At 37.6% G+C, this 24421-nt stretch carries 26 protein-coding genes and 2 tRNA genes; 12 read left to right on the plus strand and 16 right to left on the minus strand.

The genetic code is table 11. The annotated features are described in order from the left end of the window. Positions 1–41: 41 nt before the first annotated feature. The 4 genes from accD (at position 42) to EG346_RS06170 (ending at position 3683) form a co-directional block, all read left to right on the plus strand. On the plus strand, positions 42–896 hold the full coding sequence (gene accD / locus EG346_RS06155; protein WP_034739627.1) for an acetyl-CoA carboxylase, carboxyltransferase subunit beta: 855 nt from the start codon (positions 42–44) through the stop codon (positions 894–896). 54 nt (positions 897–950) lie between these two features. Further along, complete coding sequence (locus EG346_RS06160; RefSeq protein WP_123877446.1) at positions 951–1460, plus strand: DUF6973 domain-containing protein; 510 nt, start codon at positions 951–953, stop codon at positions 1458–1460. A gap of 236 nt (positions 1461–1696) precedes the next feature. Beyond that, positions 1697–3100: a spore maturation protein gene (locus EG346_RS06165; RefSeq protein ID WP_073328343.1), complete on the plus strand. Its 1404-nt coding sequence runs from the start codon at positions 1697–1699 to the stop codon at positions 3098–3100. Between the two features lie 190 nt (positions 3101–3290). Further along, a complete protein-coding gene (locus EG346_RS06170; protein WP_073328345.1) occupies positions 3291–3683 on the plus strand; it encodes a hypothetical protein in 393 nt (130 codons plus the stop codon). 14 nt (positions 3684–3697) lie between these two features. Here EG346_RS06170 and EG346_RS06175 read toward each other — a convergent pair whose 3' ends face one another. From EG346_RS06175 to EG346_RS06190, 4 genes are all read right to left on the minus strand, one after another. Next, positions 3698–4585: an energy transducer TonB gene (locus EG346_RS06175; RefSeq protein ID WP_123877449.1), complete on the minus strand. Its 888-nt coding sequence runs from the start codon at positions 4583–4585 to the stop codon at positions 3698–3700. A 33-nt stretch (positions 4586–4618) separates the two neighbouring features. Then, a complete protein-coding gene (locus tag EG346_RS06180; protein ID WP_073328351.1) occupies positions 4619–5017 on the minus strand; it encodes an ExbD/TolR family protein in 399 nt (132 codons plus the stop codon). A gap of 91 nt (positions 5018–5108) precedes the next feature. After that, positions 5109–5813, minus strand: a complete 705-nt coding sequence (locus EG346_RS06185; RefSeq protein WP_073328353.1) for a MotA/TolQ/ExbB proton channel family protein — start codon at positions 5811–5813, stop codon at positions 5109–5111. A 170-nt stretch (positions 5814–5983) separates the two neighbouring features. After that, on the minus strand, positions 5984–6445 hold the full coding sequence (locus tag EG346_RS06190) for a hypothetical protein (protein WP_073328356.1): 462 nt from the start codon (positions 6443–6445) through the stop codon (positions 5984–5986). A 168-nt stretch (positions 6446–6613) separates the two neighbouring features. On the opposite strand from EG346_RS06190, the gene EG346_RS06195 reads away from it, so the two are divergent. Further along, on the plus strand, positions 6614–8410 hold the full coding sequence (locus tag EG346_RS06195) for a DUF885 domain-containing protein (protein ID WP_123877452.1): 1797 nt from the start codon (positions 6614–6616) through the stop codon (positions 8408–8410). Between the two features lie 139 nt (positions 8411–8549). Continuing rightward, positions 8550–8996, plus strand: a complete 447-nt coding sequence (locus EG346_RS06200) for a DinB family protein (RefSeq protein ID WP_073329086.1) — start codon at positions 8550–8552, stop codon at positions 8994–8996. A 79-nt stretch (positions 8997–9075) separates the two neighbouring features. On the opposite strand, the gene nth is transcribed toward EG346_RS06200, so the two are convergent. Next, positions 9076–9696, minus strand: a complete 621-nt coding sequence (nth, locus tag EG346_RS06205) for an endonuclease III (RefSeq protein ID WP_123877455.1) — start codon at positions 9694–9696, stop codon at positions 9076–9078. Positions 9697–9729: 33 nt separating this feature from the next. Here nth and bcp point away from each other — a divergent pair, with 33 nt between their 5' ends. Next, the gene (bcp, locus tag EG346_RS06210) at positions 9730–10179 is read left to right on the plus strand and encodes a thioredoxin-dependent thiol peroxidase (protein WP_073328364.1); all 450 of its coding nucleotides are present in this window, start codon (positions 9730–9732) and stop codon (positions 10177–10179) included. Between the two features lie 118 nt (positions 10180–10297). On the opposite strand, the gene EG346_RS06215 is transcribed toward bcp, so the two are convergent. From EG346_RS06215 to EG346_RS06235, 5 genes are read right to left on the minus strand one after another with little or no spacing between them, the layout of a single operon-like run. After that, complete coding sequence (locus tag EG346_RS06215) at positions 10298–10831, minus strand: GNAT family N-acetyltransferase (RefSeq protein WP_123877458.1); 534 nt, start codon at positions 10829–10831, stop codon at positions 10298–10300. Then, on the minus strand, positions 10800–11462 hold the full coding sequence (locus EG346_RS06220; RefSeq protein WP_073328369.1) for a hypothetical protein: 663 nt from the start codon (positions 11460–11462) through the stop codon (positions 10800–10802). The genes EG346_RS06215 and EG346_RS06220 overlap by 32 nt, the downstream gene beginning before the upstream one ends. Before the next feature lie 33 nt (positions 11463–11495). Further along, positions 11496–12578: a mannose-1-phosphate guanylyltransferase gene (locus EG346_RS06225; protein WP_228423595.1), complete on the minus strand. Its 1083-nt coding sequence runs from the start codon at positions 12576–12578 to the stop codon at positions 11496–11498. Further along, a complete protein-coding gene (locus EG346_RS06230) occupies positions 12572–13171 on the minus strand; it encodes a SprT-like domain-containing protein (RefSeq protein ID WP_073328372.1) in 600 nt (199 codons plus the stop codon). Before EG346_RS06230 ends, EG346_RS06225 begins: the two co-directional genes overlap by 7 nt. A 1-nt stretch (position 13172) precedes the next feature. Beyond that, positions 13173–14519: a TolC family protein gene (locus EG346_RS06235; RefSeq protein ID WP_073328374.1), complete on the minus strand. Its 1347-nt coding sequence runs from the start codon at positions 14517–14519 to the stop codon at positions 13173–13175. Positions 14520–14616: 97 nt separating this feature from the next. Here EG346_RS06235 and EG346_RS06240 point away from each other — a divergent pair, with 97 nt between their 5' ends. The 4 genes from EG346_RS06240 to EG346_RS06255 all read left to right on the plus strand — a co-directional run bounded on the left by EG346_RS06240 (position 14617) and on the right by EG346_RS06255 (position 17293). Further along, positions 14617–15861, plus strand: coding sequence for a bifunctional folylpolyglutamate synthase/dihydrofolate synthase (locus EG346_RS06240; protein WP_123877461.1), 1245 nt, complete (start codon positions 14617–14619; stop codon positions 15859–15861). A gap of 41 nt (positions 15862–15902) precedes the next feature. Beyond that, a tRNA-Val gene (locus tag EG346_RS06245) sits at positions 15903–15977 on the plus strand. Between the two features lie 35 nt (positions 15978–16012). Continuing rightward, positions 16013–16087, plus strand: a tRNA-Val gene (locus EG346_RS06250). An 84-nt stretch (positions 16088–16171) separates the two neighbouring features. Next, entirely contained in the window at positions 16172–17293 is a 1122-nt protein-coding gene (locus tag EG346_RS06255) for a hypothetical protein (protein ID WP_123877464.1), read from the plus strand. On the opposite strand, the gene EG346_RS06260 is transcribed toward EG346_RS06255, so the two are convergent. Genes EG346_RS06260 through EG346_RS06275 form a run of 4 tightly spaced genes read right to left on the minus strand, consistent with a single transcriptional unit; the run spans position 17283 to position 20042 of the window. Further along, complete coding sequence (locus tag EG346_RS06260) at positions 17283–18254, minus strand: glycosyltransferase family 9 protein (RefSeq protein ID WP_228426651.1); 972 nt, start codon at positions 18252–18254, stop codon at positions 17283–17285. The genes EG346_RS06255 and EG346_RS06260 overlap by 11 nt on opposite strands. Positions 18255–18256: 2 nt before the next feature. Then, positions 18257–18676, minus strand: coding sequence for a SufE family protein (locus EG346_RS06265; RefSeq protein WP_073328384.1), 420 nt, complete (start codon positions 18674–18676; stop codon positions 18257–18259). Positions 18677–18720: 44 nt separating this feature from the next. Continuing rightward, on the minus strand, positions 18721–19818 hold the full coding sequence (locus EG346_RS06270) for a glycosyltransferase (protein ID WP_123877467.1): 1098 nt from the start codon (positions 19816–19818) through the stop codon (positions 18721–18723). Continuing rightward, the gene (locus EG346_RS06275) at positions 19818–20042 is read right to left on the minus strand and encodes a uroporphyrinogen decarboxylase (RefSeq protein WP_073328390.1); all 225 of its coding nucleotides are present in this window, start codon (positions 20040–20042) and stop codon (positions 19818–19820) included. Before EG346_RS06275 ends, EG346_RS06270 begins: the two co-directional genes overlap by 1 nt. A 152-nt stretch (positions 20043–20194) precedes the next feature. On the opposite strand from EG346_RS06275, the gene EG346_RS06280 reads away from it, so the two are divergent. Next, a complete protein-coding gene (locus EG346_RS06280; RefSeq protein WP_073329091.1) occupies positions 20195–22723 on the plus strand; it encodes an ATP-dependent Clp protease ATP-binding subunit in 2529 nt (842 codons plus the stop codon). Positions 22724–22907: 184 nt separating this feature from the next. Here EG346_RS06280 and EG346_RS06285 read toward each other — a convergent pair whose 3' ends face one another. Then, positions 22908–23435, minus strand: a complete 528-nt coding sequence (locus EG346_RS06285; RefSeq protein WP_073328392.1) for a hypothetical protein — start codon at positions 23433–23435, stop codon at positions 22908–22910. A 41-nt stretch (positions 23436–23476) separates the two neighbouring features. Then, positions 23477–24310: a hypothetical protein gene (locus tag EG346_RS06290; protein ID WP_123877470.1), complete on the minus strand. Its 834-nt coding sequence runs from the start codon at positions 24308–24310 to the stop codon at positions 23477–23479. Positions 24311–24421: the final 111 nt, after the last annotated feature.

A 24421-nucleotide genomic window follows, 5' to 3' on the forward strand; every position in this document is an offset into this window, starting at 1 on the left:
TACATTTTACCTTTTACATTATACATTAATACAGACAAAAAATGGCATTCGACTGGTTTAAAAGAAAAGCAAAAAACATTACCACCTCTACTGATGAAAAAAAGGATGTTCCCAAAGGCCTTTGGCATCAGACTCCATCAGGAAAAATAGTGGAGCATGATGAATTGAGAAGAAACAGCTACGTTTCTCCTGAAGACGGATTTCACGTGAGAATAGGAAGTGCAGAATTTTTTGAAATCCTTTTTGACGAAGGTAAGTTCACTGAACTGGATGCCAATGTGGAAAGTATTGATATCTTAAACTTCAAAGATACAAAGCCTTATAAAGACCGTTTAAAAGAAGTAAGAGCAAAGACAAAGCTTACAGACTCCATCAGAAATGCTGTAGGAACCGTAAAAGGAACTGAAATGGTAGTTTCTTGTATGGATTTTGCTTTTATCGGTGGATCTTTGGGTTCTGTAATGGGTGAAAAAATCAGAAGAGCGGTAGACTACTGTATCGCCAACAAACTTCCGTATATGATCATCTGTCAGTCCGGAGGGGCGAGAATGCAGGAAGCCACTTACTCTCTGATGCAGCTTGCTAAAGTACAGGCTAAACTGGCTCAGCTTTCTGAAGCAGGCCTTCTGTACATCGCTTACCTTTGCGACCCTACTTTTGGAGGAATCACCGCTTCTTTTGCTATGACAGCCGATATTATCATGGCTGAACCGGGAGCGTTGATCGGTTTTGCAGGTCCCAGAGTGATCCGTGAAACCATCGGAAGAGATCTTCCGGAAGGGTTCCAGACCTCTGAATTCCTACAGGAAAAAGGATTTGTAGATTTCATCGTAAAAAGAACTGAAATTAAAGATACGGTAGCTAAAACAGTGAATTTATTAGCTGTAAACGCTTAAGATCTGTAACAAACACTATACAATCTCTCTCTAATTAGGGAGAGATTTTTATTTATGAGGACTTTCAAGATATTTTTTAATACCATCCGAAGCATGAGCCTGAAAAAGATCATGCGTTTGTTATCGTTGCTCCTTCCCCATCCACTTTTTGCATTATTAAGTTTTCATGCAACGGTACAGGCTTTTGCCATTGCTCAGAAAAAATTCCCCAAAACAGCCTCTAATAATGGCATTGGTAACGCTTTCAGACACGCGCTCTGGTGCTGTTTTATTATGATGTACTGCTGCAAGGTATCTTCTCCGGAAAAAGCACTGGATTTCTGCAAAAGAATAACGGATATGCATGAGGAACTTTTTCCCAATCAGCCTTTGGAAACCAAAATGGATCTTCACAACAACAAAATCGGCATGGACTATTTCATGGAGCTTCTTCCTGGAATCCACCGACAGTTTTTTGAGAAAAGCTTTTTTATTGACAGCCTTGCCCAAAAAATGGATGATGCCAAGGTTTTAAAAAACCTGGATGATGACTTTGAGGGATATCTGGTTTATCTTGAAGAATAGTTTCCTGTATTCAACCACAAACGTCTTATTAACAATAACACTTTAGAAATTTTAACGGGTTTAATATAATTCTTGATAAGACGTCCCTATTATATGAAAATTTTAGATTTTCAAATACTTAAATGCTCTTATCAGTAGTATGACAGTAACTTTATAGAATCTTAAGTGTTTAAAAACTTATGCCTCTTTGTGGTTTAAAGTTTTTTTGATAAGTTTAACAATCTTAATTCAATAAAATGGTCCTCAGCAGAATTTGGTCGGCTTTTATTATCATTGCCATTGGCATTGCCAGTATTAAATACGTTTCGTCTGGCCACTACAAAACCATATTTAACGATATGGTGGTAGGAAAAGGCGGTGACACGGTTCAGATCGCTTCACAACCGATGAATTTGCTTACTCCGATGGTGAGGGACAGTCTCATGAAAAAAAATGATTTTGCAGACCGCAGGATCCATTATAAAACAGATTCTTTAAAACAGAATGTAAAAGTCTACAGAGTTCAGGAATCAGACGGGGTGATCGGAACTTCGGAAACCGCAGTGAAGATCTGTATTGGCCTGATCGGGATCATGACCTTATTCATGGGATTCATGAGTATTGCTGAAAAAGCTGGCGGAATCAATCTTTTAAGCCGTTTTATCCAGCCTTTCTTCTCGAAGTTATTTCCTGATATCCCTAAAAACCATCCCGCTTTCGGGCATATGCTGATGAATTTCAGCGCCAATCTTCTTGGACTGGACAATGCTGCTACCCCGTTTGGATTAAAAGCCATGGAAAGCCTTCAAACGTTAAATCCCAATAAAGATACCGCCAGCAATTCACAGATCATGTTTCTATGTCTCCATGCAGGTGGAATGACGCTTATTCCGGTATCTATTATTGCCATCAGAGCCTCAATGGGATCTAAAACTCCGACTGATATTTTTCTTCCCTGCATGATTGCTACTTTTGCAGCGACAATGGCAGCTATGATCATTGTATCTCTTTACCAGAAGATCAATCTTCTCCGCCCGGTAGTGATTGCTTATGTAGGAGGAATTTCAGCTGTAATTGCTCTACTCGTAGTTTATTTGGTTCAATTAAGTAAAGATGAACTTGATACTTTCAGTAAGGTTTTAAGTAACGGATTAATTCTTTTTATTTTCCTGGCTATAGTTCTTGGAGCTGTTTATAAAAAAATCAATGTTTTTGATGCTTTTATTGAAGGTGCGAAAGAAGGATTTACAACCTGTGTTAAAATTATTCCTTATTTGGTAGGAATGTTAATTGCCATTTCACTGCTTAGAACGTCAGGAGTTTTTGATGTGATTATCGACGGAATGAAATGGGTGGCTTCTGTTGTGAATTTCGATCCCCGTTTTGTGGATGGCCTTCCAACAGCATTGATCAAGCCTCTCTCCGGTTCGGGAGCCCGTGGAATGATGGTTGATACCATGTCAACTTTTGGTGCGGATAGTTTCCAGGGCAAGCTTGCAGCGGTACTTCAGGGAAGCTCAGATACAACGTTTTATGTTATTGCAGTTTACTTTGGAGCAGTCGCTGTAAAGAATACGAGATACACGGTAATTGCTATGCTTCTGGCCGATTTAGTTGGGGTTGTTACGGCGATTGCGCTGGCGTATTTGTTTTTTGCTTAAAAAAAGGGGCCTTCGTATCAATATAATTTAAGTGAAGATATCATAAAAACGTACTCTCTTGTAGATGATTGAACCTTAAAAATCAGCAGATCAGAGTCCATCAGTTAAAAAATATTTAATAATAAAACATCATCAAAATTCAGGAATCAATCTTCTGCATTAATTTTAAAATATAAACTTCAAATCAATTATGATCACAGATAAAGAATTCACATTAAGATTAATACGTCAGCTAAGTCAGGCATTGGAAAAACTGATCTTAGATAAACCTGAGGAAAGTTTAATGCAGAAAGAATTAGACTTCGATTCCTTGATGAAAGATATTTTCAAAATAGATTTCACCGAAATTTCTTCAAAATCAAAAGAAGAGATTATCGCCATTGTCAATGAAAGACAGGAAAGAGACCACAAAGATTATTACGAAATGCTGGGCAATCTTTTCTATTTTAAAGGCAAGCAGGATGGCAATAAAGACTTTTTAGACAAGTCCAAAACATTCTATGAACTTTATCTCCAGACCAGCGGTATATTTGCGCTTCCTGTGATTAACAGAATCAACGAAATGAAAAAAGCACTTGAATAAAGTGCTTTTGTATGTTAGAATGTGATTTTATAAGTTCCGGTGGAGGATGTACTTGCTTTCTCCGCTTTTACATACTTTTTAACCCAGGATACTCCGGTAGAGGAAATACATGGATCTGATGCTCCTCCTGACCGTCTTGCAGAAACTACATTTCCAGCTTTATCCACCGTATAGGCAATGGTGATGGTTCCGCTTGCCGTACAGCTATTACTTGGCTGTGCACCACCTCTTCCCATGGTTCCGGGGATATATCCTATCAGCTTTCTGTCGATTCCTACTTTGCTGTCTCCGTTTCCGTCACCACCTAATGGATCTCCGGCGTTTCCGATTCCTTCACCTGTTCCCTGGCTTCCGGCTTTTGTTCCTCTTCCTCTGATCAGATTTCCGATGGCAGCAGTTCCTTTTCCGTCACCGTTGCCTGTTTTAGAGTTAGCTGTTGCCGCACCTGATTTTTTAGTATTCTTGGAAGCACTTGAGCTTGTAGCGGTTTTATTATCTGTTTTTTTAGATTCTTCCTTTTTGGGAACGCTTACTTTAGAATTGTTTCCGGTAATCACCTTTTCTTTAACCTCTGTTTTCTTTGGCTCCGGTGCCGGTTCAGGTTTTACCACTGTTTTAGTTTCAGGAACCGGTGTTTCAGCGGGTTCGGGAGTTACTTCTTCGGTAGCGGCAGCTAAACTTCCCGGTTGATCTGCAGGTTCTTCTATACCCTTCCCGTTTCTGTTATCCCCAAAATTGACAAGCATGGTCGTCACAACTTCATCGGGCTGTTTGTCTAACTCAGGTTTTAATTTATAAACAAAAACAAAAAGCAAAATTCCAGACCAAATAAGGATAGAAAGTATCGCACTTTTTATCCTGTCTCTGTTTTGCTCGTTTTTGTTTACCGTGTAACTTTTCATTTTAAATGCTTGTTTCCGACTGTTTCGGAGTCATTATTTATCTTTAACTGTTGCGATCGCAATATTAAATTTATTCTTTTCTGCAATTTCCATGACAAAGACCACATCTTTATGCATGGTATTTTCATCTGCACGAATGGTAAAAGACCTATTGGTTTGATTCGTTAATTTACTCACAATCAATGGCTCCAGTTGTTCTCTTGTCACTGGCGTATCATCTACAAAATAAGATCCGTCCGGTTTGATGCTCACCGTCAAAGGATTGGGAATATTATCTTCTACCGCTCCCGCTTTTGGTAACTTTACATCAATCGCGCTTTGATTGGCGGCTGATGAAGTGATCATAAAGAAGATCAGCATCAGCAAGATAACATCGGTCATCGCTGCCAAACTGAATTCGGGATTCGCTTTATTTCTTCTCTGAATTTTCATCTGTTTACTTTTACTTTTTTATTGGTCAGATGGAATTGCTTAATCCCTTAGTATTTGAAAATATTCTGGTAAGCAATTTCATAAGAAAGATCTATAAAGGTTTGTTGATAAGGTCTAAGAATTCTCCAGACATATTCTGTGCTTTTAATACAAACCTGTCAATTCTGGTTAATAGGATATTGTAGAAAAAGTTAGCAGGAATTGCTACCGCCAAACCTACCGCCGTCTGCCCCAACGCCGTATAAATACCTTCAGATAATGTTTTCGGAGAGAATGAGCCTGTTGCATGAGATAGGTTAAAGAAGGCGATAATCATCCCGATAACCGTACCCAGAAGTCCCAACATCGGAGCGATACTTGGTACCACTGCCAAAAGGTTAAGATTTTTCTCCATATTGGCCACTTCTACCTGAGCCTGAGATTCCATGGCACTTACAATATCAGAAACAGGACGTCCCAGTCTTGAAATCCCTTTTTCCAGAATTCTTCCTTCCGGAGAGTTTTGCTTTTTAGCATAATCTGCGGCAGATTCTATCTTTCCTTCTCTGATAAAATCTTCAATATTCTCCATAAAATTGGCATCTGTTTTTGAAGTCAGTCTTTTAATAAAGAAAAATCGTTCAAAAAACAGGTACAGTGAAAACACACCTAAAGCCAAAACGACAAACATCACTATTTTAGCAAAAGCCCCTCCATGAAACATGATTTTCCAAAATGAAAATTCTAAATCGTCTGTTGCCACTGCAGGAGCAGTAATCTGTGCAAATAAAATCTGAGTAAGTTCCGTTAACAGCATTAATGTGAATTTTTATAAAATTTTAACGACAAATGTAGTGGAATATTATGAATTGCTCTCTTAAAAATTGCTTAAAAACAACTTAAAGTTTGTTATGATTATAAGACAGCAAATATCTTTCCAAAAGAAATTTTGAAAAGATATTCGATATAAAAAGGATGAGAAAACGACTAGTCCTCGTCTATATTGATAGCATCCTGCTTAAATTCACATTTTAAACGGAATGGAATCGGTGTATCTGATCCTGTATAGAAATCGTCGATAGTCCCTTTCCATATGACCTGAAGCTCGCCTTCCTCGTTCGTCTCAAACAGGAGCTCATTATCATAGATAAAAGCATCCTCGTCATCGAATAAATCAACTTCGGTGTAGGTTTCTTCCTCAGAATCATCAATCCTGATTAATTTTCCTTCGATATCCTTCGAATCAATAGGGAAATCAAAAATTTCAAGTGAAAGCTGCGGAAAGTTGTACTGTAATGAATCATCATCTACATGATCCAAACTGTCATCCGTTAAAATTTCAACTTCTAAAAAGTGCTGTTGATTGCTGTAGACCGCCTTACAATAAGTGTTTCTAATATTGTATTTTAGGGTCTCCTCCGGATGGTAAATTTTTAAAATCCCTTTCATTATTTCTTAAAAAAGAGCTGTAATAATATGATTGTTAAATGTTATGGACAAAGATAAAAAATTGATTCAAAGTTGAAAATATTTTGAAAATTATTTTTTTAAATCATTATGATTGATTATTCCGTATAAGCCAATAATACTTACTTTTGCTGCATAAAGATTCTGAAAATGAAAAACATTTTATCAAAAGGTATTTTAGGACTGGGACTGATCATCAGCCTCGCAGCCTGTAAAAAATCTGATTCTCCACTGACGAAGGTAACCCCTACGAATATGGATTCTATAGCATCCAGCTATTACGAGCAGTATCTTAAATTATATCCACTGGAAGCTACTTCGCAGGGGGATACGCGATATAATGACCAGCTTCCCATCAATATAGACAAAGATTTTATTTCGGGAGAGGTGGCCTTTTACAACTCTGTACAAAAACAGCTGGAAAGTGTTGATTACAAAGACCTTTCAGACGACGATAAAGTAGTGTATGATGTGCTGGACTATACTTTAAAAGATAAAATTGAAGCGTATGCTTATCATCCTGAATACATCCCTTTTACCCAGTTTGGAGGACTTCCTCTGAATTTCCCTCTGTATGGAAGCGGCGAAGGAAGCCAGCCTTTTAAAACAGAAAAAGACTACAGCGACTGGTTGAAAAGAATGGAAAAATTCCCTGAATGGATGAATGCTGCCACAGAAAATTTCCGTGAAGGAATTAATAATAAGGTAGTTCTTCCTAAGAAACTGGTGGTAAAAATGATCCCTCAGATGAGATCAGAAGAGATCACAACCTCCGATATGGACAAAAATATTTTCTACGGACCGATAAAAAATTTCCCTAAAAGCTTTACAAAAGATCAAAAAGATAAATATTCGGCGCTTTACGCGGATGCCATTAGCAAAAAGATTATTCCTGCCTACACCAAAATGGGGGTATTTCTGGAGAAAGAATACCTGCCAAAAGCCAGAGATACAGATGGCTACAATAGCCTTCCGAATGGAAATGAAATTTACAGATATTATACCAAAAGCTGGACAACAACCAAGAAGTCACCTGAAGAAATCAATAAGATCGGACAACAGCAGGTGGCTATGCTTCGGGCAGAAATGGAAAAAGTAAAGCAGCAGGTAGGTTTTTCAGGATCTCTGGAAGAGTTTATCAATTTTGTAAAAACAGATCCTAAAGCGATGCCTTACAAAACTTCAAAGGAAGTTCTGAATGGATTTAACAGTATTCTGGCTAAGATTACACCTAAGCTGAAAACAATGTTCAGCGTAACTCCAAAGACCAAATTTGAGATCAGACAGACCGAAAAATTCAGGGAAGCAAGTGCCAGTGCAGAATATATTCAGGGAACTCCCGATGGAAAAAGACCGGGAATATTTTACATGCCACTTCCGGATCCGGCCAAATTCAATGTAACTTCAGGAATGGAATCTCTTTTCCTTCACGAAGCTATTCCGGGACATCATTATCAGGTTTCTCTTCAGCAGGAGAATACGAAGCTTCCTAAATTCATGAGATTTGGATGGTTTGGAGCTTATGGAGAAGGTTGGGCGCACTATTGTGAGACGCTAGGTCCTGAATTCGGGCTTTATACAGATCCTTATCAGAAGATGGGCTATTTGAGCGATCAGATGCTGAGAGCCGTAAGATTGGTGGTAGATACCGGAATTCACACGGGAACGATGACCAGAGAGGAAGCGATCAAATATTTCCTGAGCAACATTTCGTATGATGAAGCCAGCGCTACTGCTGAAGTGGAAAGATATATGGCGATGCCGGGACAGGCTTTAGGCTACAAAATTGGATCTCTGAGAATCCGTGAGCTTAGAGAACAATATCAGAAAGAGCTTGGAAAGAAGTTTAATCTGGCAAGCTTCCATGACGAAATCCTAAGCCAGGGATGTCTGCCGCTTGATGTTTTAAACAGAAAGATGGAGCTTTGGGCTAATAAACAAAAATAGAAAACATTTTATATAAGGTAACAATGGTACAGATGGGATGATTAATTTTAATGTACCATCTTTTTATTTATTTTTTGAGTGGGATGACGTAAAAATCACAAAGATCAACAGAAAAAAGTTCTCATTAAAATCAATTAATATGATCATAGCAAGCTTAAGATCTCTCTACAGAAGAGATTTAAATAAATTGAAAATCGAAATAGAGTCTTATCAGAATGAAAGTTCTCTTTGGAAAACGGATGAAAATATTTCCAACTCAGCAGGCAACCTTTGCCTCCATTTGGTGGGAAACCTCAACAATTTTGTAGGCACGGAACTTGGAAATACCAGCTATATCAGAAACAGGGAACTCGAATTTTCATTAAAAGATATTCCAAGATCAGAACTTATTGAAAAGGTTGCAGCAACAACATCCATGGTAGATGATGTTCTTAGCCAGCTGACACCGGAAGACCTTGAAAAAGAATATCCTCTTATCGTTTTCGAAGATAAAATGACCACGGGCTACTTTTTAATTCACCTGATCACGCATCTGGATTATCATTTGGGGCAGATTAATTATCATCGAAGACTATTGGATATTTGATGATCTTTATTAACTACCCCATCTTTTTACTGCGCAAAAATCCACCCCTTCACTAAAGGGGAATTAGTGCACAGTAAAATTATTTTTCAAACAGCATTTTCGTAATAAAATCCTTCTCCCCTTTACCTCTGGCCGGCGAGTATTCTCTTCCATAGAAAATGATCTGCAAATGAAGCTTGTTCCAAACTTCTTCGGGAAATATTGCCTTTGCATCTTTTTCTGTTTCTACAACGTTTTTCCCTGTGGTAAGCTTCCACTGTGTCATCAGTCTGTGAATATGTGTATCGACCGGAAAAGCAGGAAATCCGAAGGCCTGGCTCATGACAACAGAAGCGGTTTTATGCCCTACTCCGGGAAGTGCTTCCAATTCTTCATAAGTTTGGGGAACAATACCATTATGTCTTTCCAGTAAAAGTTCAGCCATTCGTTTAAGGTTTTTGGCTTTTGTGTTAGACAAACCTATCTCTTTGATCAGTTCTTTGATTTCAAACTCTTCCAGTCTGGCCATCCTTTGCGGGGTTCCTGCCACCTCAAAAAGATAAGGAGTCACCTGATTTACTTTTTTGTCGGTCGTCTGTGCAGAAAGGGCTACTGCAACCATTAAGGTATATGGATCCGTATGATCTAAGGGAATAGGTACGGTAGGGTATAATTTTTCCAATTCTTTCTGAACGAGTTCAGCTCTTTGCTTTTTTGTCATTTAACCGTTAAATTTGAACAAAATTAATTCATTATGTTGAAAGTTGGAGATAAATTACCTGAATTTGAAGGAACAAATCAGGACGGGGAAATCATATCCTCATCAAATCTGATGGGAAAGAAATTAATCATTTTCTTTTATCCTCAAGCCAGTACACCTACCTGTACCGTGGAAGCCTGTAACCTGAGCGACAATTACTCAAAGCTTACAAAAGAAGGCTTTCAATTGCTTGGAATAAGTGGAGATGGCATAAAGAAGCAGAAAAATTTTCATAGCAAATTTGCTTTTCCTTATGATCTTATTGCTGATGAAAAGCACGATGTCATTGAAAAATTTGGTGTTTGGCAGGAAAAAAAGACATTTGGAAAAACGTATATGGGAATTGTAAGAACAACGTTTATTTTTGATGAAAACGGAATCTGTTCAAGAGTAATAGAAAAGGTGACTTCAAAAACGGCGGCCGAGCAGATTTTGGAGGGATAATATAACCTTATATAAGTTCAACCCTTGATCATCTTCATTCAACCTGTTAAGATGATCAGGGCTTATTTTTTTCAAATCACATTCATGGTGATCAACACCATTGAAAGATGAATGAAATCTATTCCGTTTCGTAATACATCAGTTCTTCCTCATCATCAGGAATTGTAACATAATTTTTGAATGAAAGTCCCAGTTTTACAATAAGATTCTGGGAAGAAAAATTATCTTTGGTCGTAATGGCAGAAATTTTATGTAAGCCGAAGATATCCATCCCGATAGATTTTACCTTTTGAGCCGCTTCAAATGCATAGCCTTTCCCTTCAAATTCATCCAGAAGTGAAAATCCTATATCCACCACATCAAGACCTTCTCTTTCAAAGATCCCGACTGCTCCAATTTTTTCGCCTTTATCTTTTGTCAGAATCAGATAGTTCCCGAAACCTAATCTATCAAATTGCGGAAGAAATCTGTTTTTGATATAGTTTTCTGCATCAGAAATGGTATTGATCCCACGGTCACCGATGTATTTGATGAACTTTGGTCTGTTGTAAAGTTCAAATACAAATTCTTTATCATCCACTGATATCTTTTGGATCATCAGCCTTTCCGTTTCATAAACGTTATTTTCGTTGGGTAGATTTTTTAGGCTCATCTTTTGGTTCTTCTTTTTTCTGGATTTTTAAGAGTCTGGGATTATTGGCGCACTTTTTATTGTACAATTCAATGTAAGTTCCGTTATCTTTTATCTTGGAGACAGCTCCTGAAGACTTATTGACCGTAAGCGTAAAATGGGTTTTCTGGTAAGGACATTCCTTTGAGGTAAGCTTTCCCAGATCTAGGTAATAATTGGCAGGATCCTCATAATAGTTTCCTGCAACATCTTTAAATTCCTCATCAACCATATAGCCTTCCGTTGTCAGAACAATAGCTGCTTCTTCGGCATTGTCAATTTTTCCAACGAATTTCTTCAGACCTTCAAGATCTGTAATATAATTCATCTTTCCTCCCGTAAAATAAGCGATATAATAAAAGCTGTCTTCGCTTGGGAACAGATTGAATCCTGAAAATTGCGGAGTATAATCTTTTTTCCCGCCGGACGTTCTGATCTCCTGGTTTTTTCCATAACTGTTATAAACCAGTACCCAGGAATCTATCCTGTCGTTGGGAATGATTTGCTGTAAAATAGTCGGAATATTGGAAAAATTTTTCTTGTCCTGAGAATACCCAAAGAATCCCAGAAGAATAAATAGAAGAATCGTTGATCGGATAGCGGTTTTTATCATACTTTAAAAATCAGCAGAAAGATAACCATTATTTTACATGAATTTATCTCCTTTTTTGAAACTTTTCAGGTCAAGAACATAGTCTTTGATCAGCTGATCATTGTCTCTAGGGCAAATCAGCAATGCTTTATCCGTATCTACAATAATAAAATCTTCAAGCCCGTCAATAATCACGGCTTTATTATTATTCTTCATGCGGATAATATTTCTCTTCGAATTATAGTTAAGGAAATGCTTGAGTCTTACCGCATTTCCGTCTTTATCTTTTTCAGTATTTTCATAGACGGAAGTCCACGTCCCAAGGTCACTCCACCCCAGGTCTGAAGGAATTACGTATACATTTTTGGCTTTTTCCAGAATTCCGTTGTCAATAGAAATCTTTTGAACTTTAGGATAAATGGTTTCAATGCAGCTGTCTTCCTTTTCAGAATTATACTCGCAAGCCATAAAATGCTGCATCATTTCAGGGAGATACAGTTCAAATGCGTGATGAATACTCTTCACATTCCAGATAAATATTCCGGCGTTCCAAAGGAAATCTCCGCTTTCTAAAAAGCTTTGTGCAATCTCAAGAATAGGTTTTTCCGTAAACGTTTTTACTTTAAAATAATCTGAGCCTTTTTTTTCTACAAACTGAATATATCCGTATCCTGTATCAGGCCTTGTAGGCGTGATTCCAAGGGTAACCAGATACTCATGTTTTGCAGCAAGATCAAAAGCTAACTCTACTTTTTCCAGGAAAATATCTTCCTTTAAAATCAAATGATCGGCCGGAAGCACAATCATCGTAGCATTGGGATTAATTTCAGCAATCTTGTTGGCCATGTACAGGTTACAGGCCGCTGTATTTTTCATCAGAGGTTCTCCCACAATATTTTCTTCAGGAATTTCCGGAAGCTGCTGGTGCGAAAGCGCGACGTATTCTTTATTCGTGATCACGAATATCTGTTCCTTAGGAATGATCCGACTGATTCTGTCATAAGTCTGCTGAATCATGGTACGCCCGGTTCCTAAAATATCCTGAAACTGTTTTGGAAATTTCTGTGTACTCATTGGCCAGAACCGGCTGCCGATTCCTCCCGCCATGATGACACAGTATCTATCTGATTTTAACATTCTTGCCTACATTTTTCAACCCTTGCCAGAGGCTTGAAAGAATACTTCCTTCCCGTAGCCAGGTTCTTACAAAGATAGTTTTTTTTAATCAGACCTTCTAATAAATACTTTTCGTTCCGATACATAAAAAATTCTCCCTTTTGAAGTTCTTCAATAAAGAGCAACCTATCATCTTGTTTCTCAGTATGAAAATATCTTACAAGATCCGGACTTGCCATAAAATTGGCCTTTGGAGATTTTGAAAACCTGACGATAATCGGTTTTAGATCGTCGTCATACACTTCAAGACTTTCAAGAAGCATGTTTCTGAATGTTTCCTTCCACTCGATTCCGTGTGGTGATATTCTACGTCCATATTTTTCAAAGGCGATCAAATGAGCCAGTTCATGCGTGAGAACGAAGAAAAAAAGCGGTGGAGTCAATGTTGAATTCACCGTTATTTCATGGGATTTATCGGGAAGTTTTCTGTAATCTCCCAATTTAGAGTTCCTGCTGCGCGTCACTTTAATATGAATAAAATGATCTGCAAACCAAACCTTTAGGTATTTTAGCGTATTTTGAGGTAAATATTTTTCTAATGATTGGATAGGCATTTTACAAAGCTAATGGAATTCCTGCATAGAAGTTCAGCAATTTAAGACTAAAAAGATAATTGTATTTCGCCTGTGCAACCGATCCCTGAGCGTTGGCATAATTATTTCTGGCCACATTCACATCGTAAATCGTCGTTCTTCCGGCGGTATAACTTTTATCGGCAAACTCTAAAGCCAGCTTTGTACTCTTCTCTGTTTCAACTGCAGAAAGGAAGGTCTCATAGTTGGCGTCTACATCAAACTGTGCCTTCTGTACATTTTGTCTCACCGTCTGTTTCTGTTGTTCCAGAGTGATCTTTGCCACACTTTCGTTTATTTTAGACTGTTCTACCTGCAGCTTCGTAATTCCTTTATTAAAAATAGGAACGTTAAGTGAAATGCTAGCCTGTTGTCCAAAATTATCTTTATACTGTCCGAATAAATTTCTTTCCAATACAAGATTTCCTGCAGAATCAATTCCTGTGGTATTGGTAGTTAAAAGATTATTGTAAAAACTTCCTATTCCCACACTTCCCGTAAGCGTCGGCCAGAAAGCCGTTTTGCTCACTTCTGTCTGAGCTATGGCAGAATTAATCCTGCTTTCTGCCGCTTTTACCTGAGGCTGGTTTTCAAAAGCTGTGGTAAGAACTTCATCCACTGATTTTAATTGGGGCTGCAGCTGGTCCGGAACTTCTACATATTCCACATCAAAATCTTTATAATCAGGAAGCTGTAAAAGTTGTGCCATAGCAAAAAGACTTCTCCCGACATTAATTTCAGCAGTCTTAAGGTTTTGTTTTTCTCTCGCCAATGCCGCTTCTGCTTCCGCCAAAATAGTTTGCGCTGTAGTTCCCACCTGCGTTGTTATTTTTGCTCTGTCGTATTGCTTTTGAGCATTCTCCACGGCACTCTCCGAAATCTTTACGATTTCTCTGTTCAGCAAGGTGGTAAGATATTGTTGCGCAATCTGTAGGGAAATATCATTTTTAATCGTTTCTACATCATATTGACTGGCCTCAACATCAAACTGGGTTTTTCTGATTGTTTTCTCCAGTCTCCCGTTGTTGTACAGTAAAATATCTGCTCCCAGATTAGCACTGTTGCTGAATCGGTCGTTCCTCAAACTTCCTGTTCCGAATGAAGTTTGTCCAAAACTTACGCTGTTCGACATACTTCCGGATACTGAAGGGAGATACTGATTTTTTGCTATTTTAAGATTGGAATCCTGAATCTGTTTAGAATATTGATTTTGGATGACCTGAAGATTATGCTCCACGGCATAGTCTACACATTCTCTTAAGGACCATTTTTTCTGAGCGCTTAGTCCCAGATAACTCAATCCAAAAACGATAATCCAAACTTTTTTCATATTAATAATTTTCAATATTAGACGAGCCAAATATAAAAAAGTTACAGTTTTAATAATTAATATTTTATTTTAAAAAAACTTTTGTGAATTTTGCACCATGACAAACGGACAATATCAGGAAGCTGTAGACTGGCTTTTCGTACAGGCTCCCAACTATCAGATCGACGGCCTGAAGGCCTATAAACCTGGATTAGAAAACATTACAAAGTTGTGTGATTTTTTTGGAAATCCTCAGGAAAAAATAAAATGCATCCATATCGGTGGCACAAACGGCAAAGGATCCTCCAGCAATATGCTGGCGTCTGTGCTACAGGATGCCGGCTATAAAGTAGGTTTATATAATTCCCCGCACCTTATTGACTTCACAGAGCGGATCAAGATCAACGGAAAAAACTGTGATAAAGAGTTTGTGTATCATTTTATTCAGAAACTACAAACCCTTCCCGAAGATATCCTCCCTTCTTTTTTTGAATTTACAACCATCATGGCTTTTGAATATTTCTATCAGCAGAAGGTAGATTTTGCTATTATTGAAGTGGGACTTGGCGGAAGATTAGATTCAACGAATATTATTAAACCTTTGGTTGCAGCTATAACGAATGTACAGTTGGACCACCAGAATATTTTAGGAGATACGATTGAAGAAATTGCTTCAGAAAAAGCAGGAATTATAAAGCCTCACATTCCTATCATTTCTGGAGAGGAAACTGATCTGGTTAAGAATATCATCAGACAAAAAGCTGAGAACGAAAATGCGCCTTTTATAGATGCTACAACCATACAAACAGACCTCATCTCCGATCTTAAAGGAAACTATCAGAAAAAAAACATCCGCGTAGTTCTTGGCTTGATCGACGAGTTAAAAAAATTAAATATTCCTGTTTCTGACAAAAATATAGAGAACGGATTATTGAATGTGTACCAAAGCACGGGCTTTATCGGCCGATGGTTTGAGTTTTCCAAAGACCCGCTTACCATTTGTGATACGGGCCACAATCAGGCCGGACTGGAGTATGTATTTTCGCAATTAAATTCTATTGACAGGCATAAGCATGTCATTCTGGGATTTGTGAATGACAAAAAAATAGATGAAGTCATGGCTCTTCTTCCTGAAAATTCTGAATTTTATTTTGCAAAACCTTCCATCAACAGGGGAAGACACCCGGAAGATTATGAAAATCTACTGCAGGAAGCAAAAATTTTTTATAAAATTTTCGATTCGGTACAGGAAGCGTATCTTTCTGCAAAACAACAATGTACAAATGAAGAAATGATTTTTATTGGTGGAAGTAATTTTGTTGTGGGAGAATTTTTAGAAAAAAATTTGGAGATTTCTGAATAAGTCGTATATTTGCACCACTCTAAACGAGGAAACAAGTATAGGGGCTCTTAGCTCAGTTGGTTCAGAGCATCTGGTTTACACCCAGAGGGTCGGGGGTTCGAATCCCTCAGGGCCCACACAAAGGTAACTGAAGCCTTTCAAAAAAAATTCAGGGCTCTTAGCTCAGTTGGTTCAGAGCATCTGGTTTACACCCAGAGGGTCGGGGGTTCGAATCCCTCAGGGCCCACAAAATCTCTCAGGAAACTGGGAGATTTTTTTATTTACAGATATTCTTTACCTTTGCCCTCTGATAGCCTAAAATACGTTGTTTTTGAAAGAACTCCATCTTATAGCATTCAATTACCCCTATCCTCCCTCTTACGGAGGTATTATTGATGTTTATTATAAGATTAAAGCGTTGTCAGATCTTGGCGTACAGATCCATCTTCACTGTTTTGTAGACCATATCCCAGAGAAAATTGATCCGGAAATTAAAAACATTACGGAAAATGTTTTCTTCTACAAAAAAAAGAAAAATCCACTTCTCTATTTTTCACGAGTTCCTTTTGCTGCTGTCATAAGAAATTCCGAAGATCTTCTCAAAAAACTGGCGAGCATAAAAGCGCCTATTCTTTTTGAAGGACTGCAAACCTCCAATAGTATCAACGGACTAAAAGATAAAGGTTACAAGCTTTATCTGCGCTATCACAATAATGAAGCTGAGTATTATAAAGGCCTATCTTCTTCAGAAAAAAATATATTCAAAAAGATCATTTACAAAATCGAATCTTTTAAGTATTCTACCTATCAAAAAAGAACTTTAAAAGAATTTGAAGGTATATTCTGCCTTTCCGAGAAGGAATTTAATGAGGTAGATTCATATTCGAAAAATGCACATCTTATTCATATTTTCCATGGTAACGAATTGATAAAAAGACTGAACAAAAAAGGAGATTATTTTCTTTTCCATGGTGACCTCAGTGTGTCTGATAATAAAAAAGCATTGGGGGAAACCATAAGCTTGTTCCAGAACCTTCCCCAGCACAAACTTATCATAGCATCCGATCGTGCAGGTAAAGACCTAAAGAAGAAGATCAGCAGTATCGCCAATATAAGCCTCGTTCCTATTGAAACCACAGACAATCTTCATCGTCTTTTTGAAAATGCCCATGCTAATATTCTCCTCTCCTATCAGAATTCCGGCACGAAAGTAAAGTTATTTAATGCACTCTATAACAGCAGATTTGTCATCATCAACGAAAATATAACAGATGACAGGACTTTAATGAATTTGTGCTATCTGGGTTGTACCTCCGAAGAGATCCGCGAACAAATCATTGCTACAGCAACAAAAGACTATACTGAAAATGAGACCAGAAGTGAAGTTCTGGAAAAGAAATATTCTGACTATTCAAAAGCTGTAGAAATGGTCAAAATTATTTTCAAAGATTGACAGTCTGTACGATTTTCTGTACATTAAGCTCTTCAAGGCAAGCCCAATCGCCACGATAGCATTCTTTATCTCCAAAAACAGAGCATGGCCTGCAGGTAAGGTCTTTCACCTGGACTACATCATCTTCGCTCTGGCCGAAGCCTAAAAATCCAGCGTAAGGATGCGTAGCTCCCCAAATAGAAACACATCTTGTTCCCATAAGACTGGCAAGATGCATATTGGCAGAATCCATAGAGATCATCAATTCCAGTTCTGAGATCTTGGTAAGCTCTTCTGAAAGGGTTAATTTTCCGGAGAGACTCTTGGTGTTGGGAATCTCACTTTCCCACTTCTCAAGGGTTTCGGTTTCTTTTTTTCCACCTCCAAAGAAATAGATGGGATGTTTTTGCGCTAAAATTTTAGCCAGTTCATACGTTTTTTCCAGCGGAAGCATTTTTCCTTTATGCTGTGCGAAAGGGGCTAATCCTATTCCGGATTTCGGTACCTGCAAAGGCCTCAGCTTATGAGAAAGCTCTACTTTAAACCCCATGGCACGGAAAACATCCGCATAACGCTCAACCGTCTTTTTCAACTGTACTTTATTCAGGTTCCAGACATCAGTCAGTTCTTCCTTTTCTTCTTTTCCTTTATTTATTTTAAAAACTTTAAGTCCTTTTCTCCTGTTGATCTTATCCAGGATCTTTGTTCGGATCACATCATGAAGATTGGCAACAAAATCAGGGTTAAATTCATTGATCAATTCATTGGCGAGCCTCCTCAGGCCAAATAGACCTTTATATTCATCAAGATTGACTCCTTTAAAAGTAACATTTGGAATATCAGCAAATAAGCTTTCAAAATTTTTCCTGGAAACCATGATAATTTCCACATCAGGATTCTGCTCCAGAAACTCCCTGAAGACAGGTGCGGTCATCGCAACATCACCAAAAGCGGAAAAACGATATGCTAGAATTCTGGTCACGGCTAAGATTTTAGCTGGTAGGCAACTGCGTAAAACTTAATCTGTTTGGTCATCGCCATTAATCCATTGGCTCTGGACGGCGAAAGAAATTCCTGAAGTCCGATTTCTGAAATAAACTCAAAATCAGAATCTAAAATTTCCTGCATAGAATGCCCACTGTAAATGCTTACTAACAGAGAAACGATTCCCTTAGGAAGAATTCCGTCTGAATCGGCATCAAAAAAAAGCTTTCCATCTTTAAATTCAGCATCAATCCAAACCTTACTCTGACAGCCTTTGATGAGATTGTCATCGGTCTTTCTGTCTTCGGGGAGACCTTTCAATTCTTTACCAAGATCAATAATATATTCATACTTTTGTTCCCAGTCATCAAGAAATGCAAATTCTTCGATTATTTCCTGCTGTTTTTCTTTAATGGTCATGTTTTAACAATTATCTTCTGCAAAGATAACCATTTTTATAAAGATTAATATTCTGATGCTTTTTCAAATACTTCCAGAAGTTTCACTTCTTCATTTTCCCAGCAAAGTGCTTTCGACGCTTTTTGAAGTTCTACCTGATAGTTTTTCCTTCCCTTATTCAGAATTTTATGAACCGAAATGGCTATATTTTCTGGTTGATGGTCTTGGATTATTTCTCCTACATCAAATTGCTTTTTGATATTTTGCATCTCCGGCAGATCTGCCAATAGTACAGGAACGCGTGATTGAATATAATCCAAAACTTTATTAGGCAGAGAATACAGGTAGCTTTCTCCTCCGTTTTCCTCTATGCTCATACCCACATCTGCCACTGCCGTAATCTTCCTTAAATCTTCAGGCTTCAGTTGGCCCAAAAACTTAACTTTATGCTGAAGATTTTCTTTCAATACAAGATTTTCATATTCTTTTTTTCTTGGTCCGTCTCCCGCTATCTTTAAAACCACTCCATCGAGATGATGCATTGCCATGATAGCCTTATCGATACCGCGAAAAGGATTAATGGATCCCTGATATAAAAATATTTTAGGGTTGTTTTCAGGAATTTCACAGATAAAATCTAAACTTCTCGGTGCATTCTGAACCAAAACAGCACTCACTCCATATTTTTTGTGGAACCATTTTGCATAACTTTCACTAGCAGTAATCATCCATTTAAGCCTGGGAACGATTTCTTTTTCTAAATACCTCCACAATTTTTGTGACATTTTGCCCTGAATAGCAGGCATTTCTGAAAAAATCTCATGGCTGTCAAAAACAAGCGGAATATTGAGTTTTTTAGAAATAAGATAATTGGGAAGCAAAGCATCAAGGTCATTGGCATGAAGAATGGTATTATGATCGGCTTTTTTCTTTAATTGATGGTACAGTTTCCAGTTAAACTCAAAATAAGCTGTTTTCAAACTTTTAGAAGTTAAATGTATCCTGGAAAAAGGATAAGGACGCTCCATTTGTTCTGCCCCTTTCCAGTCATTCCCGATCAATTCTATCTCATATCCATTTTCGTAAAGGGTCCGGCATACCTTCTCTATACGCTGGTCTGTATACAGATTACTGAAAGCCGAAGTAATGATCTTTTTATTCATTACTTTTTCTTTCCGGCCATCAAATAATACACCTGAATAAAGCAGATCAGTCCATTCGGAATGATAACAGGCCAAAGCATTCCATTGAAGATACCATAAATGACAAAGCAGATACACCCTATCATATTGACTATTCTAATTTTTCTTACATCTTTCAGTATAAAACTAAGTACTATAAAAATTGATGCAGAATATCCAATATAAGTCGTAATTTCGGGATTCATGGGGAAATTTTAAAGGATAACAAACTTAATCATTTTCAATAAGATAATAAAATTTTTTCTGCCATAAAGTCATTAATTGATTTTTGGTAAAATATTTGTAATTTAGATAATGAATAATTGGCACCGCCGCCATTATTCTAATGAGATATATTATGGATTATAAGTTTTCACAAGGTTTGAGCCAAGTGTTCAAACAAAGCAAGAGCGAAGCTAAAAGGCTGAAAAGTGAATTTCTTAATACAGAACACCTACTTTTAGGTATTATAAAAACGGAAAACTCTGCAAAAGAAATCCTTCAAAGCCTTAATGCGGATTTAACACAAATCAGAAGAAAAATTGAAACTTTAAATACAGCAAGTCTTAATCCTATTTCTGAAGAGGTTACCAATATTTCTTTCACCAAGATGGCAGATCATGCGATCAAACGTGCAGAGCTCGAATGCAGACAATATAAAAGCAATGAAATTAATACCGTTCACCTGCTTTTAGGCATTCTTTATAAATATGAGGATCCTACTTCAAATGTTTTAGGCGCTTACGATATTGATTATGAAGGAGTTTCAAAAGAATACCAGACCATGCTTAAAAATTCCGGTCAGGCACCCCAAATGAGTGCTTATGACGATGATGATGACAGAGAGGAATTTGAGCAGATGAGAAAGCCTACAGGAAATTTAGGCTCTGCAAAAAGTAAAACTCCTACATTGGATAACTTTGGCAGAGACTTAACTTCTTTGGCCAGAGACGGAAAATTGGACCCTGTTATTGGTCGTGAAAAAGAAATTGAGCGAGTTTCTCAGATCTTATCACGAAGAAAGAAAAACAATCCCCTTCTTATCGGTGAACCCGGAGTTGGTAAATCTGCTATTGCAGAAGGACTGGCTTTAAGAATTCAGCAGAAGAAGGTTTCAAGAGTTCTTTACGGAAAGCGTGTCATTACTTTGGATCTTGCGAGTTTAGTAGCAGGAACAAAATACCGTGGTCAGTTTGAAGAAAGAATGAAAGCAATCATGACTGAGCTGGAAAAGAACAGAGACGTCATCTTATTCATCGATGAGCTTCACACTATTGTAGGTGCCGGAAGTTCTACAGGAAGTCTGGATGCATCGAATATGTTCAAACCTGCCCTGGCAAGAGGTGAAATTCAATGCATCGGGGCAACAACCCTGGATGAATACCGTCAGTATATTGAGAAAGATGGTGCTTTGGAAAGAAGATTCCAGAAAGTAATGGTAGAACCTACCAATATTGAGGAAACCATTCAGATTCTGAATCAGATTAAAGATAAATATGAAGAGCATCATAATGTAGTGTATACGCCTGAAGCGATTCTGGCTTGTGTCAACCTGACATCAAGATATATTACAGACCGTTTCTTACCGGACAAAGCTATTGATGCCATGGATGAAGCGGGATCCCGTGTTTACATCAAAAACATGAAGGTTCCTACCGAGATCATTGATTTTGAGAAAAAAATTGAGGAGATCAAAGAAATGAAGCAGAAAGCTGTCAAAGCTCAGGATTATCTTGAGGCAAGAAAGCTTAAAGATGAAGAGGAACGTCTTCAGATGGAACTCAATTCTGCTCAGGATAAATGGGACAAAGATGTAAAAGAGAAAAAAGAAACCGTAACGGAGGAAAATGTTGCGGAAGTGGTTTCTATGATGAGTGGTGTTCCGGTAACGAAAGTGGGTAAGAATGAGCTTGATAAGTTAGCTCAGATGGATGAAAAACTAAACGGAAAAGTGATCGGTCAGGAAGATGCTGTGAAAAAGGTTGTGAAAGCAATTCAGAGAAACAGAGCGGGACTTAAAGATCCAAACCGTCCGATTGGTACCTTTATTTTCCTTGGTACAACCGGAGTTGGTAAAACTGAGCTGGCTAAAGTAATGGCAAGAGAGCTTTTCGAATCTGATGAATCTCTGATCCGGATTGACATGAGTGAATATATGGAGAAATTTGCCGTTTCAAGATTGGTGGGCGCGCCTCCGGGATACGTAGGATACGAGGAAGGTGGACAGTTAACTGAAGCGGTAAGAAGAAAGCCTTATGCTGTGGTTCTTTTGGATGAGATTGAAAAAGCTCACCCAGATGTATTCAATATTCTGTTGCAGATCCTGGATGAAGGTCACGTTACGGATAGTTTAGGTAGAAAAATCGACTTTAGAAATACGATTATCATCCTAACATCCAACATTGGAACAAGAGATCTTAAAGATTTCGGAGACGGTGTAGGATTCGGAACTTCGGCTAAAAAGACAGGGACTGATACAAGAGCAAGAAGTACCATTGAAAATGCCCTTAAAAAAGCATTTGCACCGGAATTCTTAAACAGAATTGATGATATTGTGATCTTCAACTCTCTGGTACAGGATGATATCAAGAAAATTATCGATATCGAACTGAACAAGCTTTACGGCAGATTGGAAAAGTTAGGATACAAAGTTGAATTAACTGAAGATGCCAAAGACTTTATTTCTGAAAAAGGATGGGATAAGGACTTTGGAGCAAGACCATTAAAACGGGCAATCCAGAAATATATTGAGGACTTATTGGCAGAAATGCTGGTCAACAAACAATTAAATGAAGGAGAAACCGTGGTTCTTGAAGTGAATGAAGCTAAAGACGGCTTGACCGGAAAAACGTCAAAGCCTAAAAAAACAGCTGAAAAGTCTTCTTAGATTAAAACAAATAATATAACAATAGTGAAAAGCACCGGAATTTTTCCGGTGCTTTTTTGCTTTTAAGTGTTAATTCAATTTTTTATCAGCAGATGGACAAAAATAAAACAGACTGAATCCCGTTTCATTCTATATAAATCTGCTATTTCATTTTCACAGATTTTTTTATCGGGAGCTTAAGAAGCTATAATCCTACCACAAAACCTATGTTCGGAACCAGCCCACTCGAGAATACACTTGAATTTTCTTTCCAAAGTACATTATACATCAAACCCAGCTGCATAAAGGAGTTCCCTCCTATTCTTTGCATATATCCGCCACCAAGATATAAAGCGGTTTCCTGCTCGTTCACTTTATAATTGTAAAACTTGTCTTTATAATTGATAAAATACTGCTGAAGATTGGCTCCTACATAAAATGATCTGGCAAAATAATAATTGGCGAATGGCCCTACACCCAACATCGTAGATTTATAATAATTAGAAGTCTGCCAGGAAACGCTGCCTACAACACCTGCCTCTAGATCATCAGTAAGTCTGTATCCCACTCTTGGTGAAGCCTGCAGATAGAATGCGCTGTTGCTTCCGAAACCCAATCCAATTCCTCCACCAAATGTCCAGCGGTTAACTTCTGATGTTGGTGTTCCTACTGAAACCTGGGAAAATAAAGATAGGGAACACAAAATAGATAAGGTAAGAAATGTTTTTTTCATAGGGTATGATTTGGTCTTACAAATTACTAAAATTTAGGTAATCAGTTTTTCTTTTTATTTTTCATTTTAAATAAGTACCATCCATTTCCTATTTCCCGGATAAAAAGCATCCCGCCAGGATCCATGACCGGGATTTCATTCTTCTTATCAGTATAAAGATATCCTACCGCATTATTTTCCATATTACAGATCACAAATGCCAGTGTATTTCTTGTAAAAGGAAGGTATTCGTTAATATCAGAAATGGTCAGTTGATAATACGTGTTCATAAACTTCTGACTCTTTTGTAGATCAGTATCATCTTTATTTAAATTTCTAAATTTTATAAATTCTTCTTTTAAAGCATTGAATTGCGGTTTCAACTTGACAAAGTGGTCTATCAGTTCATCGTCAGACCGGTTTCCAAGGTCATCTATGCTTTTTATATAACTAAATTGTTTTCCGAAGGTAAAAAGTTTCTGCTCATCTTTACTTTTCAATACATCTTCCACCTGTTCTTCGGTAAGATCTCTTGCAAAAGCTACATAAGCAAATGTGATGTTTGGAAGTTTTTGCGCATCAAAGATTTTCCAGTCATTTTTAACTTTCCTGAAATACAGGTAGAAATCATATTGCGTCCCGTTTTTATCTGTTGCTGTAACATCTATAACCTTGTAGTTTTCACCGGCATTAAATTCTCTGTAGCCTAATCCGTAATCCGTATTTTTATCTCTTTCATACTGCAATTCAATATCCCTGTTATCAAAAAGATACTTCTGGTATTTTTCCTTCTGGTCCCGATTGGACAATATCAACTTTGAGATTTCTATAGGCGTATTTTGAGCAGAAAACCAGCCGGAAATCAGACTTAAGATGATAATGAGTATGTTTTTCATGGAAAATTTGATCAACTATCGTTTTTATCGATGGTTAAAATTATGGTTTTTTTACGAATTTTTTTAATCGTATTTTTGCCGGGTCAAACTAAGAACTCCCGTTAAGAGTTT

This window comes from Chryseobacterium carnipullorum (assembly GCF_003815695.1).
In the GTDB taxonomy this organism is placed as follows: domain Bacteria; phylum Bacteroidota; class Bacteroidia; order Flavobacteriales; family Weeksellaceae; genus Chryseobacterium; species Chryseobacterium carnipullorum.